This is a genomic window from Pandoraea cepalis (assembly GCF_902459625.1).
Taxonomy (GTDB): Bacteria; Pseudomonadota; Gammaproteobacteria; order Burkholderiales; family Burkholderiaceae; genus Pandoraea; species Pandoraea cepalis.
This window is the reverse complement of the sequence record NZ_CABPRY010000006.1, coordinates 12,761-31,090: the sequence shown is the minus strand read 5'-3', so window position 1 is coordinate 31,090 and position 18,330 is coordinate 12,761. Positions and strand designations below refer to the sequence as shown.

Annotated in this window: 13 protein-coding genes; 9 read left to right on the top strand and 4 right to left on the bottom strand. The window is 55.5% G+C overall.

All coding sequences use genetic code 11. The features are described 5' to 3' along the window. Window positions 1–334: 334 nt before the first annotated feature. From PCE31107_RS13910 to PCE31107_RS13895, 4 genes are all read right to left on the bottom strand, one after another. A complete protein-coding gene (locus PCE31107_RS13910; protein ID WP_150609185.1) occupies window positions 335–1,480 on the bottom strand; it encodes a hypothetical protein in 1,146 nt (381 codons plus the stop codon). A 50-nt stretch (window positions 1,481–1,530) separates the two neighbouring features. After that, the gene (locus PCE31107_RS13905) at window positions 1,531–2,721 is read right to left on the bottom strand and encodes a ParB/RepB/Spo0J family partition protein (RefSeq protein WP_150609183.1); all 1,191 of its coding nucleotides are present in this window, start codon (window positions 2,719–2,721) and stop codon (window positions 1,531–1,533) included. A 3-nt stretch (window positions 2,722–2,724) separates the two neighbouring features. Next, entirely contained in the window at window positions 2,725–3,462 is a 738-nt protein-coding gene (locus tag PCE31107_RS13900) for a ParA family protein (protein WP_150609181.1), read from the bottom strand. 1,170 nt (window positions 3,463–4,632) lie between these two features. Next, window positions 4,633–5,823, bottom strand: coding sequence for a replication initiation protein (locus tag PCE31107_RS13895; RefSeq protein ID WP_174966665.1), 1,191 nt, complete (start codon window positions 5,821–5,823; stop codon window positions 4,633–4,635). A 1,608-nt stretch (window positions 5,824–7,431) separates the two neighbouring features. Here PCE31107_RS13895 and PCE31107_RS13890 point away from each other — a divergent pair. From PCE31107_RS13890 to PCE31107_RS13850, 9 genes are all read left to right on the top strand, one after another. After that, window positions 7,432–8,628: a TraI domain-containing protein gene (locus tag PCE31107_RS13890; protein WP_150609177.1), complete on the top strand. Its 1,197-nt coding sequence runs from the start codon at window positions 7,432–7,434 to the stop codon at window positions 8,626–8,628. Further along, window positions 8,625–10,475, top strand: a complete 1,851-nt coding sequence (gene traD / locus PCE31107_RS13885; protein ID WP_150609175.1) for a conjugative transfer system coupling protein TraD — start codon at window positions 8,625–8,627, stop codon at window positions 10,473–10,475. Before PCE31107_RS13890 ends, traD begins: the two co-directional genes overlap by 4 nt. A 24-nt stretch (window positions 10,476–10,499) precedes the next feature. Beyond that, window positions 10,500–11,042, top strand: coding sequence for a hypothetical protein (locus tag PCE31107_RS13880; RefSeq protein WP_150609173.1), 543 nt, complete (start codon window positions 10,500–10,502; stop codon window positions 11,040–11,042). Between the two features lies 1 nt (window position 11,043). Continuing rightward, window positions 11,044–11,676, top strand: coding sequence for an IncC plasmid conjugative DNA transfer DtrJ family protein (locus PCE31107_RS13875; protein ID WP_150609171.1), 633 nt, complete (start codon window positions 11,044–11,046; stop codon window positions 11,674–11,676). A gap of 211 nt (window positions 11,677–11,887) precedes the next feature. Beyond that, a complete protein-coding gene (locus PCE31107_RS13870) occupies window positions 11,888–12,880 on the top strand; it encodes a TadA family conjugal transfer-associated ATPase (RefSeq protein ID WP_150609169.1) in 993 nt (330 codons plus the stop codon). Further along, window positions 12,849–13,193 carry a hypothetical protein gene (locus PCE31107_RS13865; protein ID WP_150609167.1) on the top strand — a complete coding sequence of 115 codons (345 nt, stop codon included), beginning with the start codon at window positions 12,849–12,851 and terminating at the stop codon, window positions 13,191–13,193. The genes PCE31107_RS13870 and PCE31107_RS13865 overlap by 32 nt, the downstream gene beginning before the upstream one ends. A 371-nt stretch (window positions 13,194–13,564) precedes the next feature. After that, a complete protein-coding gene (locus PCE31107_RS13860) occupies window positions 13,565–16,111 on the top strand; it encodes a VirB4 family type IV secretion system protein (protein WP_150609165.1) in 2,547 nt (848 codons plus the stop codon). Further along, the gene (locus PCE31107_RS13855; protein ID WP_150609163.1) at window positions 16,062–16,877 is read left to right on the top strand and encodes a TrbJ/VirB5 family protein; all 816 of its coding nucleotides are present in this window, start codon (window positions 16,062–16,064) and stop codon (window positions 16,875–16,877) included. The genes PCE31107_RS13860 and PCE31107_RS13855 overlap by 50 nt, the downstream gene beginning before the upstream one ends. A 29-nt stretch (window positions 16,878–16,906) precedes the next feature. Then, a complete protein-coding gene (locus PCE31107_RS13850) occupies window positions 16,907–18,319 on the top strand; it encodes a type IV secretion system protein (protein ID WP_150609161.1) in 1,413 nt (470 codons plus the stop codon). The last annotated feature ends 11 nt before the right edge of the window (window positions 18,320–18,330 follow it).

Below are 18,330 nucleotides of genomic sequence, written 5' to 3'. Positions count from 1 at the left end.
TGGGCACGAAAGTTTCACCCCTGGGAAGAGGCGAAATAAGGCTACACACTACGCATATTGAACAGCGCGTTTCAGCATCAACGTTCAGCGCCCTCCCCTGTCGACACGTCTTGGCAACGGCCGCTAATACGCTACACCGATCAAGCATCGGGCTCAAAAATGCCTGAGTTTTCGTCTAAACCCATGTCGTAGGAGGAACCGATCGCGAATCTTTCTGCAATTTGCACTAAGCGTTCGATTTACCCTCGCCGAGCCCTCATTGACGACTATCACGCGCTCGTCGAGCGCGTGATAGAAGTTATTAAGCGGCGGTCGGTATATTAACCAGAACTGATCAGCAAAGGCGGGACACGGGCCGGAACAGATCCGGATGCTCCTCGGCTAAGCGACGACGAAGAGCCATCGCCGCGCCGTCCGTGCAGCCGAGGTGAGCGCGAATCGAGGACAGCGTACTCTTTACCCTACCCGCGCGGATAGCGACCGCGAGATCGGCAAGGCTCGCAAGCTCCTCCTCCTGCGCCGTAGCTGCGGCGACGGCAGGTTCAACAGGGAACTCACATTCCCCAATGGACGGAGCAACGAATTCTTCGTGCAAAAGAGGCTCGTTCGCGGCGGCCTGCCCCACGACGGCAGCGGCTCCCGACACATCACACGTCCGCAAAACCGGCGCTGCGACAGGCGCCTGTGGGGCGATCTCCGGCACAACTGCTCCCGGGCGCGATCGCGCGACCGATGCCCATGAAACCACAGCCACAGCATCGACAAGCCATCCCAGCACGATAGCCATGATCAGGCTGATCAGGTCAGTCCGAAGACGCAGAACTGCCGCCAGATTGGCCACAAAAGGATCCACGCGAGCATTATCCTGAGCCTTTTGGCTACGGTCGACGGCGGCCATACGAGCGTCGGCGGCCTTCTCAGCTCGAACCGCTTCGGCATCCTCAATTCGAAGAGCCTCTAGGCGGGCCGACAATGCCTTGCGCCGTGCATTCACTGCCCCGCAATTGGCACCGCACCGACCGATATCGAGAAGCGCCAAATTTCGCAGCGTCGTGGCCACATCAGCAGCAATTTTCGTCCGACTGCGCAGGCTATGCACGCTCGGGAGAGCGGGTACGGACATCGTCGCACCGACATCCGAAGCGCGTTGCTCCCCTACCCTGCCCTGCGCATTCAGAAAGAACGTCGCGTGGGTATAGCCAGTGGCAAGAAGCGCGGCGATCCAGATTGGCAGCGCCATACCCTTGACGGACATACGCGCACCTTTCGTCAGCGCTGGCAGCAGATGCGCTGCAAGCAGGATAACAACGCCTGTTGCAACCCAAACTGCCTTCTCAGCCCACGTAGCACCACGTTCTTCACTGGCAATGACCGTGATGAACAAGGAGGTCAACGTCGCCGCAACGGCAAGACAAACGCTGAAAATACGGCCACTCGCCGCGCTGTTATCGGACTGTTTTTGAAGAACCAGATGTGCCATATAAGTCTCGCGCGGTATTCGCGGCCCAGCGGTGCAGAAACTGCTCCTCGTCAACGAACGGCGCTCGTCAGGAGGTCCCGAAGCGACTGGATGATCGCCGATAGATCCTCGCGGCCTCCGCCCTGGATATCGAGGGCAATGCCGCCATCCCGTTCCACCAGCACTGCGCGAATACTTCCATCAGCCGACAAATATTCCTCGGTCGCAGGCCCCTCACCCTCTGCCCCGACCGGCCCGCGGGCTTGCGGCGCATATTGCTGAGTGGCTGAAGGCATCAAAGCAGTCGGAGATGGCGTAGCGGATCGCTGACGAGGCGTGCGAGGAGCAACTGGGGCTGCGTCGCTGCGCATGGCTTTGTACCGAGACCTGAATTCGATGACCTGTCGCTGCTTCATATCAAGACGGATGATTCGCTCAACCAGGTCAAGGGTCTTCTCAAAATCCCCCCCATTATCCTGGTGAAACTTGCTGACCTCATAGGCCACGCGAACGGGAAATCTCTCTTGATTGGACATCATCTCGAGCATGACTTCCTCGGGAATCTTGCCGATCGTCAGGGTCTGAGACACGATGGATTCGTCTTGACCGAGCGTCTCGGCAAGCTCCTTCTGGCTTGCGAAGTGTTTGTTCTCAAGCAGATAGGTCCACTTCACCGCATTGTCGAATGGCGTCTGATTTTCGCGGCGCGTGTTGAGCTCGTAACCAAGCTTGTAGCTCTGGATACCGATCGGCACATCGACAACCAGCGCGCGAGCCTTGGCGTGCTTGAGAGATCGCATCGCTCGCACACGACGACCGCCGTCATGAACGACGAACTCGCCGGGGTGATCGTAGTCGGGCACCACGTGAATCGGTTGCTGCTGCCCCGCTTCTGCAATGCTCGCCACGAGATCTTCAAGGCGACGAGCCAAATAAAAGTGCCGCGGATTGAAAACCGACTCCTTGACCTGACTCAGATTCACCTCGATCGTTGCGCCAGGTTGATAGTTGTTCTCAAGGCACCATTTACGGTACTCCGCGCTCCACTCGGTATCATCGGGGAGATGCGCCGGAGTGAGCGCAGCGGGTGCCGCGACCGCCGGTCCGTGAGTCGCCGGCTGCGCTTCGAGCTGTTCCGCAAGACGGAATCGGTTACGCATCGCGAGCGGCGCCTCAACAGCGCTTACAGACCCAGGCTGAGTCGGCTGCTCCTCCCTTTGCAAGGACGAGCGCATTTTCGCCATAAGTGGATTCTTGGACATAGCCTACTCTCCTTTGGTCTTCGTTTTTTTCGACGGGCCGAAACGATCGCCAACGCCGAGCATTTCAACAACCTCTTCTGTCAACGCACTCACTTCGATAGCCGCCGGACGGAAGGCGCGATGAGGCGCATAAGCGGTAGCTCCGACGGCATACGCCTGGGGATAGCACTCACGCATCCGGATGTGGGTCTTGAAAAGCGGATAGCCCTTCTCCGTGATTTCATCGTGACACAGGGTAAACAGCATCCGGCGTTCGTCTGCTACCTGGTTTAGGAGGTAAGCGAACTTGAGGTCGGGGTTGTCCTCCTCTCGCACGAGGTGGATTTGGTCGACGAGGACCTTCGTTGCACCGAAGTCCATTGTGTTTGGGCGCAGAGGGATCACAACCAAATCGCTGATCATTAGCATCTGCGTGACCTTCGTGTCCACCTGTGGGCGCCCGTCGATGATGATGAAGTCGTACGAAGACATGAGCTTCTCAATTTCCCTCGGCGCCTTATCGGTCGCTGCAGCAAGATTGCTGTAAGGAAATGGGATGTCTTCGCCGTTATTGAACCAGCTGACAATTGTGTTTTGGGGATCGATATCGACGACCATCACTCGAGCGCCGAATTTATGTAGGCCCGCTGCAAGATTCATCACAGACACGGACTTCCCGCTCCCCCCCTTCTGGTTAGTTACGAAAATGATCTTCGCTTTGGCACCCTGAGTCGCCTCGCCCTTCTCTGCTTTTGCACTCATCCGTTCCTCGCATGAATGTGATTGGAAAAGTTTGTCTGAACAAACCCTTCGCCGCGCTGGCCAACGTTCCCTAACGGCCGAAACACCAGCAACACGAACATTAAATATTCAATTCGGCAAATTGATAATAATCATAATTGCCAATGCGATGAGCAGCAAGTCCAATTTCGGACTCCGTGCAAAATTTCCACAATTCAGACCATCCAATGCGCGGCGACTGCCGCGCCAGAACGACCAAACACCCCTTACTCCGGCAAGGCGAAGCTGCCGATCCCAGTTACGGCACCATTAGAGTTTGCTCGAACAAACTCCCCCCATACGCAGGCAACCACACAACCAGGCCGCCATAGAAATGTACAGACTCTGCGGGCGACCTACCCCAAGTTGACCCATGTAGTCACGGACCCATCCAGGGACTCTCGATGAACAATTTGTTCGGACAAACTCCCCTCCCCCGCCCAGGTGCATGCTGGCTCCGATTTGGGCCACCGCACAACGCACCGGCTCGGCAATTCTTAGCAGGCACAAATCGAGCCAACCTTCGGGAGGGACGCACCCGCGCGACATGATTCATGAGAGGTTTGTTTGAACAAACTCTATGAGCACAAACCTTTCACCATCTGGCTATTAGGCGACGTTTTTGAGCGGAGACCTCACTTCGCTGCGCACATCTGAGAGATACGTCATTTGACGTGGTAGCTACTTCGCCTTGCTGAAAAACGTAGATCTCGTGTTGGTGAGCATGCGGAGCTGCCAATCGTCCATCCGATAAGAAAAAATTTGTCCAAACAAAGACAGCAGGGCCAGTGAGAAGTGGTGGGTGGCGAGACGCCGCAAGGAAGTCATTGGAGGTCTGGCCGCCTCATAACAGCGTCGTTTGTTCGAGCAAACTTGGCCGATGCTCAGATTGCTAGAGCCTCGGTAGAGTACGGCCCGACAGACCGCACGGAAGGGAAGGGAAGGGAAGGGAAGGCGAAGGGCGAGGGGGGAGGGGGAGGGAGGGAGGGAGGGCTGTAAATAATGCAACTCATCGAATTATCAACAAAAACCACCGTTAAGTCTCGCAGTTAATGAAGGGGCGAGTTTGTCTGAGCAAACTATTGATCCCCCGATTCTGCTTAACCTTGCTCGCGATCCGGTCTGCCTCGAACGAGCACTAGATCCAACGGGTCACTGCGTCGAGAGATTCCGGGCGAGCCACCCGGTAAATGCAATTCGCTCGGTCACGCTACGGAACTTGGTGGTTTCAGGGTTGTAGGTGCTCGTCGCTCCCCCTTGTTCCCGAAACTTCTCCACGTAAGCACTGCGCTCGGCATCGCTTAGCTTGGCCATAGCTGACCGCACCGCTTGAGCCCGCTCCTCTTCAGCGGCGGAAAGCCCGGGAAGCTCGGCTGCAACAGGAGGGGCGGAAGACTTCTTTTGCTGCATGAGTGGAATATCCGTAGCCCCCTCGTAGACCGATCGAACATAGCCGGCGGCGTTCGAAGTGATGAGCTTTCGCGAAACCCGATTGTCTGTGTAATTTGCGGCTGCGAGAGCGCGCTCGGGGTCTTGCCGAATCCACATTGCCGCTAGAGATTCGCCTACGCCCAGCGCCGTCAGTTTCCGGAATGCCTCGGTCAACTTGATCTGTTCGAGTTCATTGTCATCACTTAGTCCACCTGGCGCCCCATTCGCGTTGTCCTCAATCATGAACTTGATCTCGACGACACGGCGATTCTCCCGGCGATACTCCGCCGTGAGGTGGATGTCCATGTTGCGATTGATATCAGCGACAGACTTTTTGATCACCTGATCGTTGAAGTGCTTGAACTCGTCATAGGTGCTCGCATCAGCACCGAGCAAGCGACGCCATTTGGCCACGGAAATGAAGCCAGTCGACTTCACAGCCCGGAATCGAACACAGTTCTCGTAAAGAGCAAGTGCATACGCACCTGATACCTTCTTTTGCAGTTGGAGGTTGATCGTCGCGTAGATCTTGGGGTCTGAAAGCTGCTCCGCGAGGAAACTGCTAAATTCGTAGTGACACTGACCAGACTTAATGGCCGCGTACGCGAGGAGGGGGGCAGCCTCCCAGTCGCCAGTCTCGTGCAGCAGATCGTACTCAAGCACCTTCTTCATGATGCTCGTGAGCGCGTCCTTGAGGTCACCGACGTTCTTCGAGTTAAACCCGATCATCTCAGCAAGAATGCTCACCGGGATCACGTGGCGCCGCTGGCTCAGCAGGGTGTCGAGTGCGTTGGCCAGAAAGACATTGAACATCTTCCTCTCGAGGAACGAGAGTTGGCCGCTCGTGTGAATTGCTGCGACGTGCTTGCGGAGTTCGCTCGGAACAGGAGTTTGAGCATTCTTGGTGGGCACAGTGATCTCCAATTGTTCGGGAGATTCTATATCGAAAAGTCATGTTATGAAAATCAACATAAGCATGACCTTTGCGGTTTTGGCAACAGCAACCAGCGCCCCAAAACACCCAACACATGAGAAACACGGCAGGACGCTCCGCTACCTCGCCAGGAACTGAGATCAGAGGAACAACGGTCAGATATTGGTGCCCGCGTATGTTACCCAAAGCCATTTTCATCCGGAACATCGCACCGCTGCCCCATAAAGCATGACCTAGGAACTGACCGAGGTAGATATGATGCCCACAAACCATGACTTGAGAGTTCGCAGATGCGCCTCTGACTTAGCCCATAAGCGCAGATCTTTAGGGCTTGCCGTCGATTTGACCAGCCGACTGCTGGGGGCGTGCCTCAAACACGAAGGTAGCCCTGATCCGGTGTTCGTTTGAGTTGCAAGCGAATCCTGCCCATAAAAGACGACCTTAGGACACAACGAAGCAGAGCTAGATCCTGATGAATGCATGAATGAAAGGTCGGGCTTTATGGGCAGATATTTGAGTTGCCTCCCCATAAACCGCGACCTTTGACGATCATTCGTCCCAGCAATCAAGGCCTGGCGTCTGCATGTGACTGATTGCCCTTCAAAAGTGCAGGGATCAGGCCTGGATCCTTGCTGAGAGCCGATTTCCCCGCGATGGCCCCCATAAATTATGACCTTTCAAGGTGGCAGGCCCTGCCTTTAGTCTGCGGCGTACTCAGGACCTTGAGCGGAGCGCCCCACAAAGCGCGACTTTTCGCTCGGCAAGGATCTAGCCCCACCAAAGGTCAGCTTATACGGGGGTCTTTCTCGACTAGGACACGTGATTAGTGAGTGGTAATAGCGAAAGTATGCGCTCACATACGATGCTATTTAGATAGGATTTGTCTACTGTCCCCCTGGTCAGCGCAGTCACCTTGCGCCCCCCCACAAAACATGACCAATCACCCCGAAAAGTACGACCTGAGACAGATCTCAGAGTGAAATATCCCAATGAAAACAGACAGATAGAAGAAAAATCGAAGGTTGTGGATTAAATCCCATAGACCAAGACCTTACCCAGAAAACATGACCTATTACCTCGAAATGCCCCGTATACCATTACTTGCCACCCCGTAAACCCTGACCATATTTCCCGCAAACCCTTACTGGACAAGGCTCCGCGACACGTAAACGTTTTATAGGTTGTTAACTTAAATAGTTAACAACAACAACTTGTTGTTTCTTAGATATCCGATGGAGCGGAACACCCACACATTGCTGAGCAAAGTCCCATTTCAGGCACCAGAAAATTCGAGTTATCGAGCGGCCACTCGAATAAACAAATCGTAGCATCTTTGCTAGGGTTGCTTGCTCGCAACCACGTCCAGCACGCCAAATCCATTCCTTGAGTGGAATCAAAACAGCAAATATTCGGCATCGGGAATGGAAATTCGACCAAAAAACAAAGACAACTCCCCTTGGTCGTGTTCGGTGCGGACGAGGCCAGGACCGATCTACGTTATTCGGCCACGGCCTGAAATCAAAAGCTTGCCGTTTCCATCGGCCATTTAGTGAAGAACCTGTGAGGGCACTTTTTACCATGGCAACATGGATTTCTCCCTACGCCCTCCATCTCACCTCCTGCAAAGAGTCGAAGCCGAGACGGGACTTCTTTCGCGCATCCGAAGTTCATCGGAAGCCACGCCCGAAGTCTTTTCGAACTACTGGCAGCCGCTAATTACCGCCGTCGCGGATTATGTCCAGGAATGCCCTCTGGAACAAATCTGCTTCTCCGAGCCCGGTGGACTTCTTCGATACGCCCTCATGGCGGGCTACTATGCGCTACAAATCGGCAACCAGCAGTTTTTTACCGGGACACATGGAGCCGAGAAGCGCCGACTTTTGGTGCCCCAATATCGATTCGCGGTGTTCTTTTCGACTCTAGCTGGAATACCAGCCACGATGCACGCACGAGTGATTATTCGCTCGGAGAACAGAACTTGGACCCCCTTTCACTCGAAGCCTGCCCTAAGCGACTGGGTTCGTGCGCAAAACTCGAACAAGTTCAGCATCGAGTGGAGGCTATCAGAACTAAAGGTCAGTCCCGCGAATGCAGTGGCCTGGGCTGCCGACATCGTAGGTATCGGGACTTGGCAAAATCTGGCGGAAGAAGTCGCTATGCTTGCGCACGATGCGATCTATCAGGTTGACCCGAAAACCGGCGAGTCGACCGTTACTACGTGCGTACGTCAGGCGTACAGAGCCGCCCGTGATTTTGAAACTCGGGCGATGACGGGGCGTTACCAAAAGAGCGCCCTGCCCGATGGCGTCACACCAGAGTCTATTCAGAAGTACGGGGAAGGGGTGGGAACACCAGCGGCGGTAGCCGCCGGTAAATCGCACGATGGTGATAACTCGTCAAGCGAAACACAACGCTCGTCAGAAAGTCCTGCGGTGGTTACGGATGCACAGCAGTCGGTCACTATTGCTTCGACGGGCGAAAAACCAATCGAGGAGGGTACGAAAAAGGCACCTTCAACTCCGAGGTATCCAGACATTGTCCTCGATATCTTCAAGGCCATCCGAGCCCTCGATGACTACGAACAAATCAAGAAATCCTGCAACGAAGTTGAGTCGGGTATCGCTGTCCCGGTGACAATTTTCGCAAAGCATGGGCTGCCTGCTTCGAAGGTGCTGCAGATCCTCGAGGAAAACAAACTGATCGTCGAGATCTCCCAGACGAGAAAAAGCCTCATCCTCCAAAAAGACGCTCGCAGTCTCTTGTTCGGGGTGAACACTCCATGATGAAGACTTACCACGACATGTTCCGACCGGCCTGCGAGGTCCCAGCGGCTGTCGCATGGGTGCTCGGCGGAGTAGTCTTGGTCCTCAGTTGGGCCTTTGGCGCTACGCAGATCGAGTGGGCCCTGTTTGGGCTTGCATGCTTCGGCTTAGCCCGCAGGCGCTGGTTGCAGGCCGTAGACCTCTTTCGATTTCGGCTGTCTCTCAGCGGATATCGTGTTGAGGAGATAAGTGTCGACGAGTTGATGGCGCGGTCCAAGAAAATGTCCGGCGCTAGAAAGCTATACATCGGGAACGGTTTTGAATGGGATCAGCAAGAGGCGGAAATCAGCAAGCACTTGCTGCGTCGAGGCAAAGCCAATATTCCTCCGCTCCCAAAGTGGCTCCCAGAGCGCATCGTTGAATCGATGAAGCCAGCGGGATGGAAGCCGGTCGATGACAGCAAGATCGGCGTGCCGTGGATTCACGGTATCAATCCCGATGAGTATCCGATTGGCGCCGGTTTCGAAACGCTCACGGGCCATACGCTTGTGACGGGCACGACTCGAGCCGGCAAGACGAAGTTCTATGAGATGTTGCTCACCCAACTGGTTCACATGCGGAAAACGGTAATCTTCGTTGACCCTAAAGGGGACAAGGACATTGAGAACCGATTGCGTGACGAGTGCGCACGGACGGGTCGGCGCTTCTATTACTTCCATCCGGCGCATCCGTCCAGGTCGATTCGACTGAGTATCCTGGCAAACTGGAACAACGTCTCAGACTTGGCATCCCGTATCGCAGAGCAGCTCGATGCGAACGGGTCGTTCCAGGCGTTCGCGTGGAAAACGCTATACGGCATCATCCGCGGTGAATTGATGGATGGCCGCAATCCGACGATTCGCTCCGTAAAGCGTTGGGCCCAGGTTGGTGTCGAGGACCTGCTGGAGTCGATCCTACGGAAGTGGTTTTACAAGCATGCAGGACCGACGTGGGAGCAAGACGCGAAGGCTTTCGCAGATCCTAAGAACCCGTCGTCACTGCTCGCATGGATCACCCTTTACACGAAAACTTGCCAGGACAAAGATATTCCTTTCGATGAGACCATCGACGCATTGTGCGCAATGGTCAAGCACTCGAAAGAGCACTACTCGAAGATGATTCAGGTGCTCGAGCCGTTGCTTGAAATGCTCGGCTCGGAAGAAGTAGGGCGCATGCTGTCTCCTGATCCAACGGACGTCTTCGACGAGCGCGAAATCATGGACACGCGGAAGATCATTGCCGAAGGGGCGGTACTCTACGTGGGGCTGAATTCGCTCTCGAACACGACCATTGGGTCGGCTATCGGTTCAATCATCCTGGCAGACCTTGCGTCGGTCTGCGGTGCGATCTACAACTTCGAAGGAAAAAACGACGTCCACCTCTTTGTCGACGAAGCGTCCGAAGCGCTAAACGCGCAACTGATCCAGATCCTCAACAAGGGGGGGGGAGCAGGAATGCAGTGCTACATCGCTACACAGACCATCTCAGACTTCATTGCTCGGATGGGCAGCAAAGACAAAGCGATGCAGGTGCTCGGCAACCTTAACAATGTCATTACGCTGCGCCTCAAAGACTACGAGACTGCAAAATGGATCGCCCAATCTTTCGGACAAACCGGCTTCCGAGACGAGTCGCGGTCCGTGAACTCCGGGCGCAACAGTACGAGCCATCTGACTGACTTCTCCGGTTCTGGGTCGAGGAGCATGAGCGTGAAAGACATCGCGCTCGTATCTGAGGATCTGCTGACGCGCCTTCCTCCCATGAACTACTTTGCCTTCATCGGCGGTAGTTGGTTGTACAAGGGCCGAGTGCCCATCATCAGCCGTTGATCTTGGCTGAGGAGAACCTGTCGAATGAATGAAATCACAGACACGATGGTCGTACCAGTTGCGATGTCCAAGGTGGCGCGCGACGGCATGCTGTTCCCGAAGGCCCGCGACATCTGGCTCGACCACGCATTGCTCGAATCCGCTTCGGATAGTCTCGCTGCTCATTTGAGCTGCGCGTTGCCCGGCCGCGACGGTCCACTTCTGAGAGACTGTCTGATCGATGCCGTATCGGCATATCGTGCAACAGAGAAGCAGGGCGACATGGAAGCATTCGTTGCCTACCTCGTTGCGCTTCTTCGTCGGGCAACCGACGTGTTTGATCTGAGCGTCGAGGCTCGTGTTGTCGATGGAGTGGTGTCCTGGGATCCGCTGATGGAATCCCTTATGACGTTCGTCACCCGAAATGGCAATGGCGAAATTACGGTGACTCGCAGACCGGCGGAGGATGGTGTCGATAACAATCGCGACGAGTCTACTGTGCTGCTTGTTTCGCGGCTTATGCCTGAACCGATCGCTCGCCGTGTGGTGCGACATGTTATGGCAAACGCAATGAGGGCTGGCATCTGATATGGCAAAGATCCGAGACAATCCGTTTGCCGGGAAGGTCTATTTTTGGTGGATCATCGCGCCGATTCTTACGCTTCTTATCTGCCCGATGTTCATGCCGTCGGACAGTTTCAAGATCGCGCCTTCTGAACTCGCATTTGTGACCAGTAGTCGGTCCAACGTGGACGCGATTACGAAGAGCGCGACCGGAGTGTTCCAGTCGTGGTTCGTCAACACTGGGATGGTGGGGCTGACCGTCAACGACTACCAGAAAGCGCAAGCTTCGGGTTACAAGGGCTACGCGTGGGCCGGCTCGATTATGGATGGCTACATGGAGCGAGTTTGGCGCTACATGTATCGGGTGATCTGGAGATGGACGGCTTTCTGGCCATTCTATGTTGTGGGCCTAGTCGGGATCTTTCTCCCATGCGTGGTGGATGGCGTGGTCGTTCGCTCAGTGAAGCGGAGTGAATTCGGTCTCTATAACCCTATCAGCTTCAATCTCAGCGCTTCGGCAGCGGCGATTTTCATCGGGTGGCTCTTCTTCGTTCCGTTTAGCCCGTGGCCGCTGGGACACTGGATCGTTTCCAGCCTGTTCCTTGGGCTGGGGTTGATGACCTGGTTCACCGTAGGCAATTTCCAGAGCCGCAGCTGAATACGTCGATCCCGTAAGTTCCCATCTCTCAGTTGGGTGGGGGCGACAGACGCTGTCTCAGCAAGGCCATGCGCATTTAGAGCCTTCAAAGCCGTTCATATTTAGAAAAGCTGAAAGAGCTGGTAATCACAGGGCCTTTCGTTCAGGTACGGGCAACGTCACACTCGAAAATTTCTCCCAGATATACGCTACGCTGCATTGGGGAAAAAGGATGTCCGAAAAGGCTCACGTGATGGAAGTGCTCAGGAAGAACCTCGAGCCACTGAATTCCCTGTTCGAGGATCCTCTCGTGAATGAGGTCATGGTGAATGCGGGCGGCATCGTGTACGCCGAGCGCGCCGGCGAGATGATCTTCATTGAGGACGCAGGTCTCAAGGATGTCCAGATTGAGAGCGCTATCGTTGCGCTCGCGAAGTCCGTCAACGAGAACGTACAGGCAAACTCCGCGAAAACCTTCATTTCTGCGTCGGTCGAGAATCTGCGCATTGCCGGTGCACTTGCCCCTGCGTCGCACGGTGGGCCGTCTCTGTGTATCCGGAAGCACCAACAGGGCGGAAAGCGACCGAACCTTGGTCAGCTCGTTGAGCGCGGAATGCTGACCCAGCAGCAGGCTGACTGGCTGACCGACCTATTCGTGACGGATAAGAAAAACATCATGGTGGGTGGGCCAACGGGCAGTGGGAAGACCACGCTCGCGAACGCTCTTTGCATGTGCATTCCGGCGTACGAGCGTGTGATCTCGGTCGAAGACTCGCTCGAACTTGAGCCCGAACTGAAGCACCACGTCCGCCTGCTGACGAATGCGTCGAAAGGAGTGACGGCGCAGCTAGCGGTGCAACACACGCTGCGCTCCAGGCCTGACCGACTAATTCTCGGCGAGACGCGAGGTTCGGAAACGTTCGATTTGATCCGTGCTTTCAACTCGGGGCACGACGGATCGTTGAGTACTGTACATGCCAGTTCGGCTGAAGACATGTTGTACGTGTTGGAGATGCTCTATCAGATGAGCCTGCCACCAGACGCAAGTTTGTCGCCGGATGCGGTTCGTGGATATATTGCCCGCGCCGTGCATGTATGTGTGCACGTTACGCGGTCGGTGGAGCAGGGGGATGACGGCAAGTTCAATTATGTCCGTCGTGTCGGTGAAATCATTCGTGTCAAAGGAGTTGAAAATGGAAAGTACGTTGTCGAATCGATTTGCTAAAAACGCAACCAAGGTGTCCCGTCTGTCGTCGGTGCAAGCGGCGGTCTTCGTCGCGGTGCTCCTCGCGAGCGAGAAAGTGATGGCGCAGAGTTCGTCGGTGAACGTACAGGGTCTGTGCATTATCCCGTCGATCCTGAAAGGGATCGTGGCTATCGTAGCGGTCGCTGCGGTTCTGCTTTGGGCCATCGCTCACTACATGAACAAGAACGATATGGCCGATTTGACCGTGAAAATCGGCGTGCCGACCGTGCTGGCGAGCGTTGCCGTCACGATCATCACGCAATTGGGCCTGAACTCCCAGTGCTCCATCTAACGTGGTGAGCAAGTAGGCATGCGTACAAGCCCCATCATCCAGGCAATCGTGAATCCGAAGATGTCCGGAGGTTTAAGCGGTGCGCACACCGCCGTCATCTACGGATCGGCCTTTGTCGTGGGATACCTGGCATACCAATGGCACTGGTGGGCGACGATCCTACCGATCGGTGCCGCGTTTGTTGCGCAGGCCTACTACAAGAATCAGTTTCGGCATGATCTCTTTTCGACGGAGATCAGAAAGAACTACAACCAGATGGCTGATCGTTACCACCCGTGGCCTCGCGAGAATCTCCGAGGTCGAGGGCAACGTCCGAAAGGTTTCGGGCGTGACTTTCGGTGCTAGTCGGGCGAACTGGATAGGTACTTTTCATGGCAAAGTCGGCTGACCCGCTGCAACCCGTTTACCTAGTCAAGGAAGAAGAGCGCCCGCTTCAAGAGCTGCTCCCTTGGATGACCTACCTCTCGGACAGTGTCATCTTGAACAAGGATGGTTCCTTGCTGGCAGGGTTCGAATTCTCAGGTCTCGATCCCGACAACATTGATGACGAACTGGTCGATCGTGCTGTCGAAGAGTTCGAGCGCGCAATCAACGCAAACCTCGACGAGCGGATCACGCTTTGGATCACAACCAAACGAAAAAAGGCGTACAGCTACCTCAAGCAAACCTTCAAGAACGAAGTTGCCCGCCGAGTTGACGATGCGTATGCGCGACCATTTCTCAACGGATCTTTCTACCAGATGCACCACTGGCTCTTCGTGCTCTACACGGGGAACACGGGTGTCGATGGCGTGATGGACCGGGCTCGCCATATCGAGGCCGAAGAGCAGATTTCGGGGCCGCTGGCGTACCTTAAGGCGATGAACGGATCAGTATCAACGGCCTCAGGGCTTGCGCGCGATCGTCGACAGCTCGAAATGAACTGGAAGGCGTTCGAGCAGATCCTCTCCGGGTTCATCGGCGCCTCGCCTGCTTTGTCCTTCCGCCGGCTGCAGGAGCGCGAATTCGATCAAGCACTGTTCCAGATCGTGAATCCTGCCAGCGAGTTTGAGGTTGTTGAGCGACCGGACTACGCCATGCTGGATGGTTGGCTGCCGGCGGATTCGGTCGTCGTGGGCTCCGACGTTATCCGCTTCACGGGCAACCGCGGTGACCGGTATGCGGCGATCTACGGTGCAAAACAATGGCCGACCCGATCGAATCCGATGCTGCTCGAGAACTTGCTCCGATCCGACAACGAACTGGTCGTGACGCAGATCGTGCGGTGCATGGGTAAGGAGGCGAGTGAAAAGGAACTGACGGACGTCCGGAACTTCCTCAAGATGACCCAGTATTCCTTGGCCGCGACGATCATGTCGAAAGCAACTGGTAGGAAGCCGGAGGCCGCTCCCGGGAAGGCGGAGCTCGTTGCGGACGCCGAAGGCGCCCTCAAGCGCCTGACAGGCGGTGGCCCGAACGCAGCGTATTACAACTTGTCGGTAATGGTCTTTGACCGTAGCCGAGAGAATCTCGAGAGGCGTTGTGCACACATTGAGCGGCTGTTCTCACTCAAACGTCTCCTTACGCTGCGTGAGAGAGAGAATCTAGGTCCGAGCTACGCGGCAATGATGCCGGGAAATTGGCAGTGGCAGGCTCGCTACCATCTGATTCACGTGGACAACGTGGCAGACTTGGCGCCGATCTACACAATGAATCCGGGCCCGCGGATTCACGCTCACTTCTCCGAGGTAATAAAAAAGCGGATGCCTCCGCACGCAATGTTCATTGACAGCTACGGTTGTCAATATCGGTGGGTGCCGCACGTCGGCCAAGTCGGCCATGCGATCCTCATCGCTCCAACGGAGTCGGGCAAGACGACATTCGTGAACTTCTGCTTGTCACAGTTCCAGAAGTACGGCGATGTGAACACCTTCATCTTTGACCGAGATGGATCGGTTGAGATCACGACCTTCCTGCATGGTGGCAAGTACCTCGACTACAAGGCTAGGTCGCTACGGTTGAATCCGTTCAAGCTGGTCGACGGCACGGACTACAGCCGCATATGGGTTCGCGAGTTCCTCATGCGGATGCTGGAACTCTCGGGGTACGAGGTTCTGCCGGAAGATCGCGAGGAGATTGACCGAATCCTCGGCAACATGTATGACGAGCACTTCGTCAGCCCTAGGACAATTGCAACGTTCCATGCACTTTGCCCGCCGCAGATGTCGGAGGCCATTGGTGAATGGCTGCATGATCGACCGTATGGGATTTTCGACAACGAGGAAAATGACTTAAGTCTCGAAGCATGGACTGCGATCGAGATGAAGGAACTGGCAGCGACTCCTCGTCTGTTCGAGATGTTCATGGAATACGCGTTTCGATGCATTGACATGTCGCTCGATGGGCGACCGACTTTCATCTACCTGGAAGAAGCATCTTTTCTTCTTCAAATCGAAACGTTCGCAAAAAAAATCGGCGACTGGCTCAAGACATTCCGGAAGAAGAACGCTTTCGTATGGCTCACGGTGCAGAGTCCTGGCTCGATTAATGGCCCCGTACGCGAGGACCTTATCGACAACATCAAGACGACTATCCTGATGTACAACAACAAGGTCGAGTCACACCGCGAGTTCTACAAGAAGAACTTCGGTCTTAATGACACGCAGATAAATCGGGTTGGTCGTCTGCGACCTCGCCTCGATTACATGTTCGTGCAGGACAACTTCACAAGGGTCGTTCAAACGGTGTTCACCCCGGAAGTTCTGAATTACCTGCGGTCGGAGAAACACCTGCACACAATCTTCAAGAGGCACAAGGCTACCGAAAAGACTAACCCCGACTGGCTTGACGACTACCTTGCCGAAGCCGCTACCATTAAACGAGTGGATTATGACAGTGAACCTGAAAGTGAAGAAGACGTCGACGCGCAGACTGCCTAAGCTCATCGCGCTCCTCACGCTGTCCGCGAGTGCAATTCCAGCTATCGCTGGCGGCGGGGGCGGTGGTTCAATCGTTTTCGATCCGACAAACTTTGCGCAGAATATCCAGACGGCTGCTCACACGCTCGCGCAGGAGCAGCTGCAGATCGAGTCCGCGGTGCGTGAAGTTCAGATGCTGCAGAATTCGATTAAAAACTCCGCAAACACCGTCACGAACCTATCGGGTATCAGTTCGGCCGTGGGCGCGGACCAGGCTGTGTCGGGGCTGATGAATCAGTGGAACGTCGACGCGTCGCTGATGCAGCAGTTGGGTGGTCAAGCCAACTTCGTTCAGGGTGTGATGTCGCAGTATGCGGCTAATCCGACGAACGGCAGTTTCTCGAGCTATATGCAAAACCTCGCGGGCCAGTCGGCAGCGGGGCAGCAAAATGCCACTTCGCTGATTGCAAACTATACGAACATGTCGAACGAGTTGCAGAAAACCATGCAGCAACGACAGTCGATAGTCACTAAGAACACGGGCCTGCTCGGTACGAACGACTCGATCGCGATCACGAACGCTTCGCTCGACAACATCTCAGAGATTAACCAGGCAACGCTTCAAGGTATCCAGACGCTAGTGCGCCAGGAGGCGTATAAGCAGTCCGTTAACGCCGCAGACACGCAGTCGTCGCAGCAGGCAATTTCTAACGGTAGCGCAATGGCACAGAAGGCTGCGAATGGTGTGAGGGGCGTTTCCACCGCCACCAACATCCTTGGCTACTAACCTCGACAGTCTTACGTGTGAGAAATGGCATGATCATGGACTTTTGGAAGCGAACCATCTTGATGTTGGTTTTGCCGCTTTTGTTGGTCATGCCGGTCCAAAGCCGCGCAGAGGGTGTGGGCGACCTGGCAAATGCTATCAGCACGTCTGCTTGCACGCCCTTATCACCAGGTGACACGGCGAACTGGACGGCGATAAGTTCGATCTCGAACATCATCCTGTCACCGATCAATAGCGCGCAGTCGACCATTGCCTCTAAGGCAAACTCCATGGCATCAAGCGCCACTCCCATCGCGCTGACGCTTGCAGGGGTTCTCGCGCTCTCTTATTTCCTGTGGGGCATTCTGGATTCCTTTGCTGGAAGTGGAGATAGCTTCATGGGGATCGTGGTTGGCTCGTTGGTTCCAGCCGTGATCGTGGCCACATGCCTAGGCTCCTATGCTTCGCTAGTTGGCACGAGCGGTGGCCTGCAAGGACTTTTGAGCTCCTTTACGCAGGCAGCGACAGGATCGTCATCTGCGTCGAGTGCCATCTCTACTTTCATGCAACATATCTTCAATACGTTTGCTTCGACGATTGTGGCCTTCTTCCAATCATTGGGCTGCATACCGTTGCTTAAGTGGACGATCGGCATCATTGCGCAAGTGATTCTGGGCTCGGTAATTATTCTTGCGGCGCTGATCTTTGCCGTCATTTCGGTAGGTGAGCTAGTCGGGGTAATGCTGACTGGGATACTTATGGTCGCCATTGGTGTTGCGGTAGGACCGTTGTTTGTTGCGTGCGCTGTGTGTAAGTGGTCGAGCGACTTTTTCAAGGGCTGGCTAAAGTTCCTTTTGGGCGCGTCTGCGTATCAGATGGTTATCAGTGTTGTTTTGTCACTTGTGTCCGCCATGCTGACCTCTGCGCAGTCACAAATCTCTAGTGCGAACCCAGCAACGATTGACTCTACCTCGGGCATTTCGATTGCGGGCCTCCTAGGACTGCTGGGCATCACTTGGATCCTGACCCATCTGTTTAAAGAAATCCCGCGGATCGCGAGCTCGCTGTTTGGTGGCGCAGCGGTTGGCCACGCGAGTTTCAATAAAGCGGCAATGGCAGCTGCGGGGGCTGCCCTGGGTGCTGCTGCGGGGGCAATGGCAGAGGGTGGCAAGGAAGCCGGCGGAGAAAAGGGGGCGGATAAATCGGGGGGGGGCGACGGAGGAGGAGGGGGAGATGGGGGCGCGGCCCGCGCTGGTGGTCCGTCTGTTTCGAGCGAAACGGGATCGTTCAGTGCTACTCCGGCATTGCCTGCTCCGAGTGATGGTAACGCCGGATCCTTTGGCGGCGGTCCTCAATCGGGCAACTCTGGCGGCACCGGCCCAGGCTCAACCCCGGGTGGTGGTGCCGGAGAGCAGTGGCACGACTATGGCGGCGGTTGGGAGGTGGATGTAGGCCGTTCGTGACCGCCGGCGTG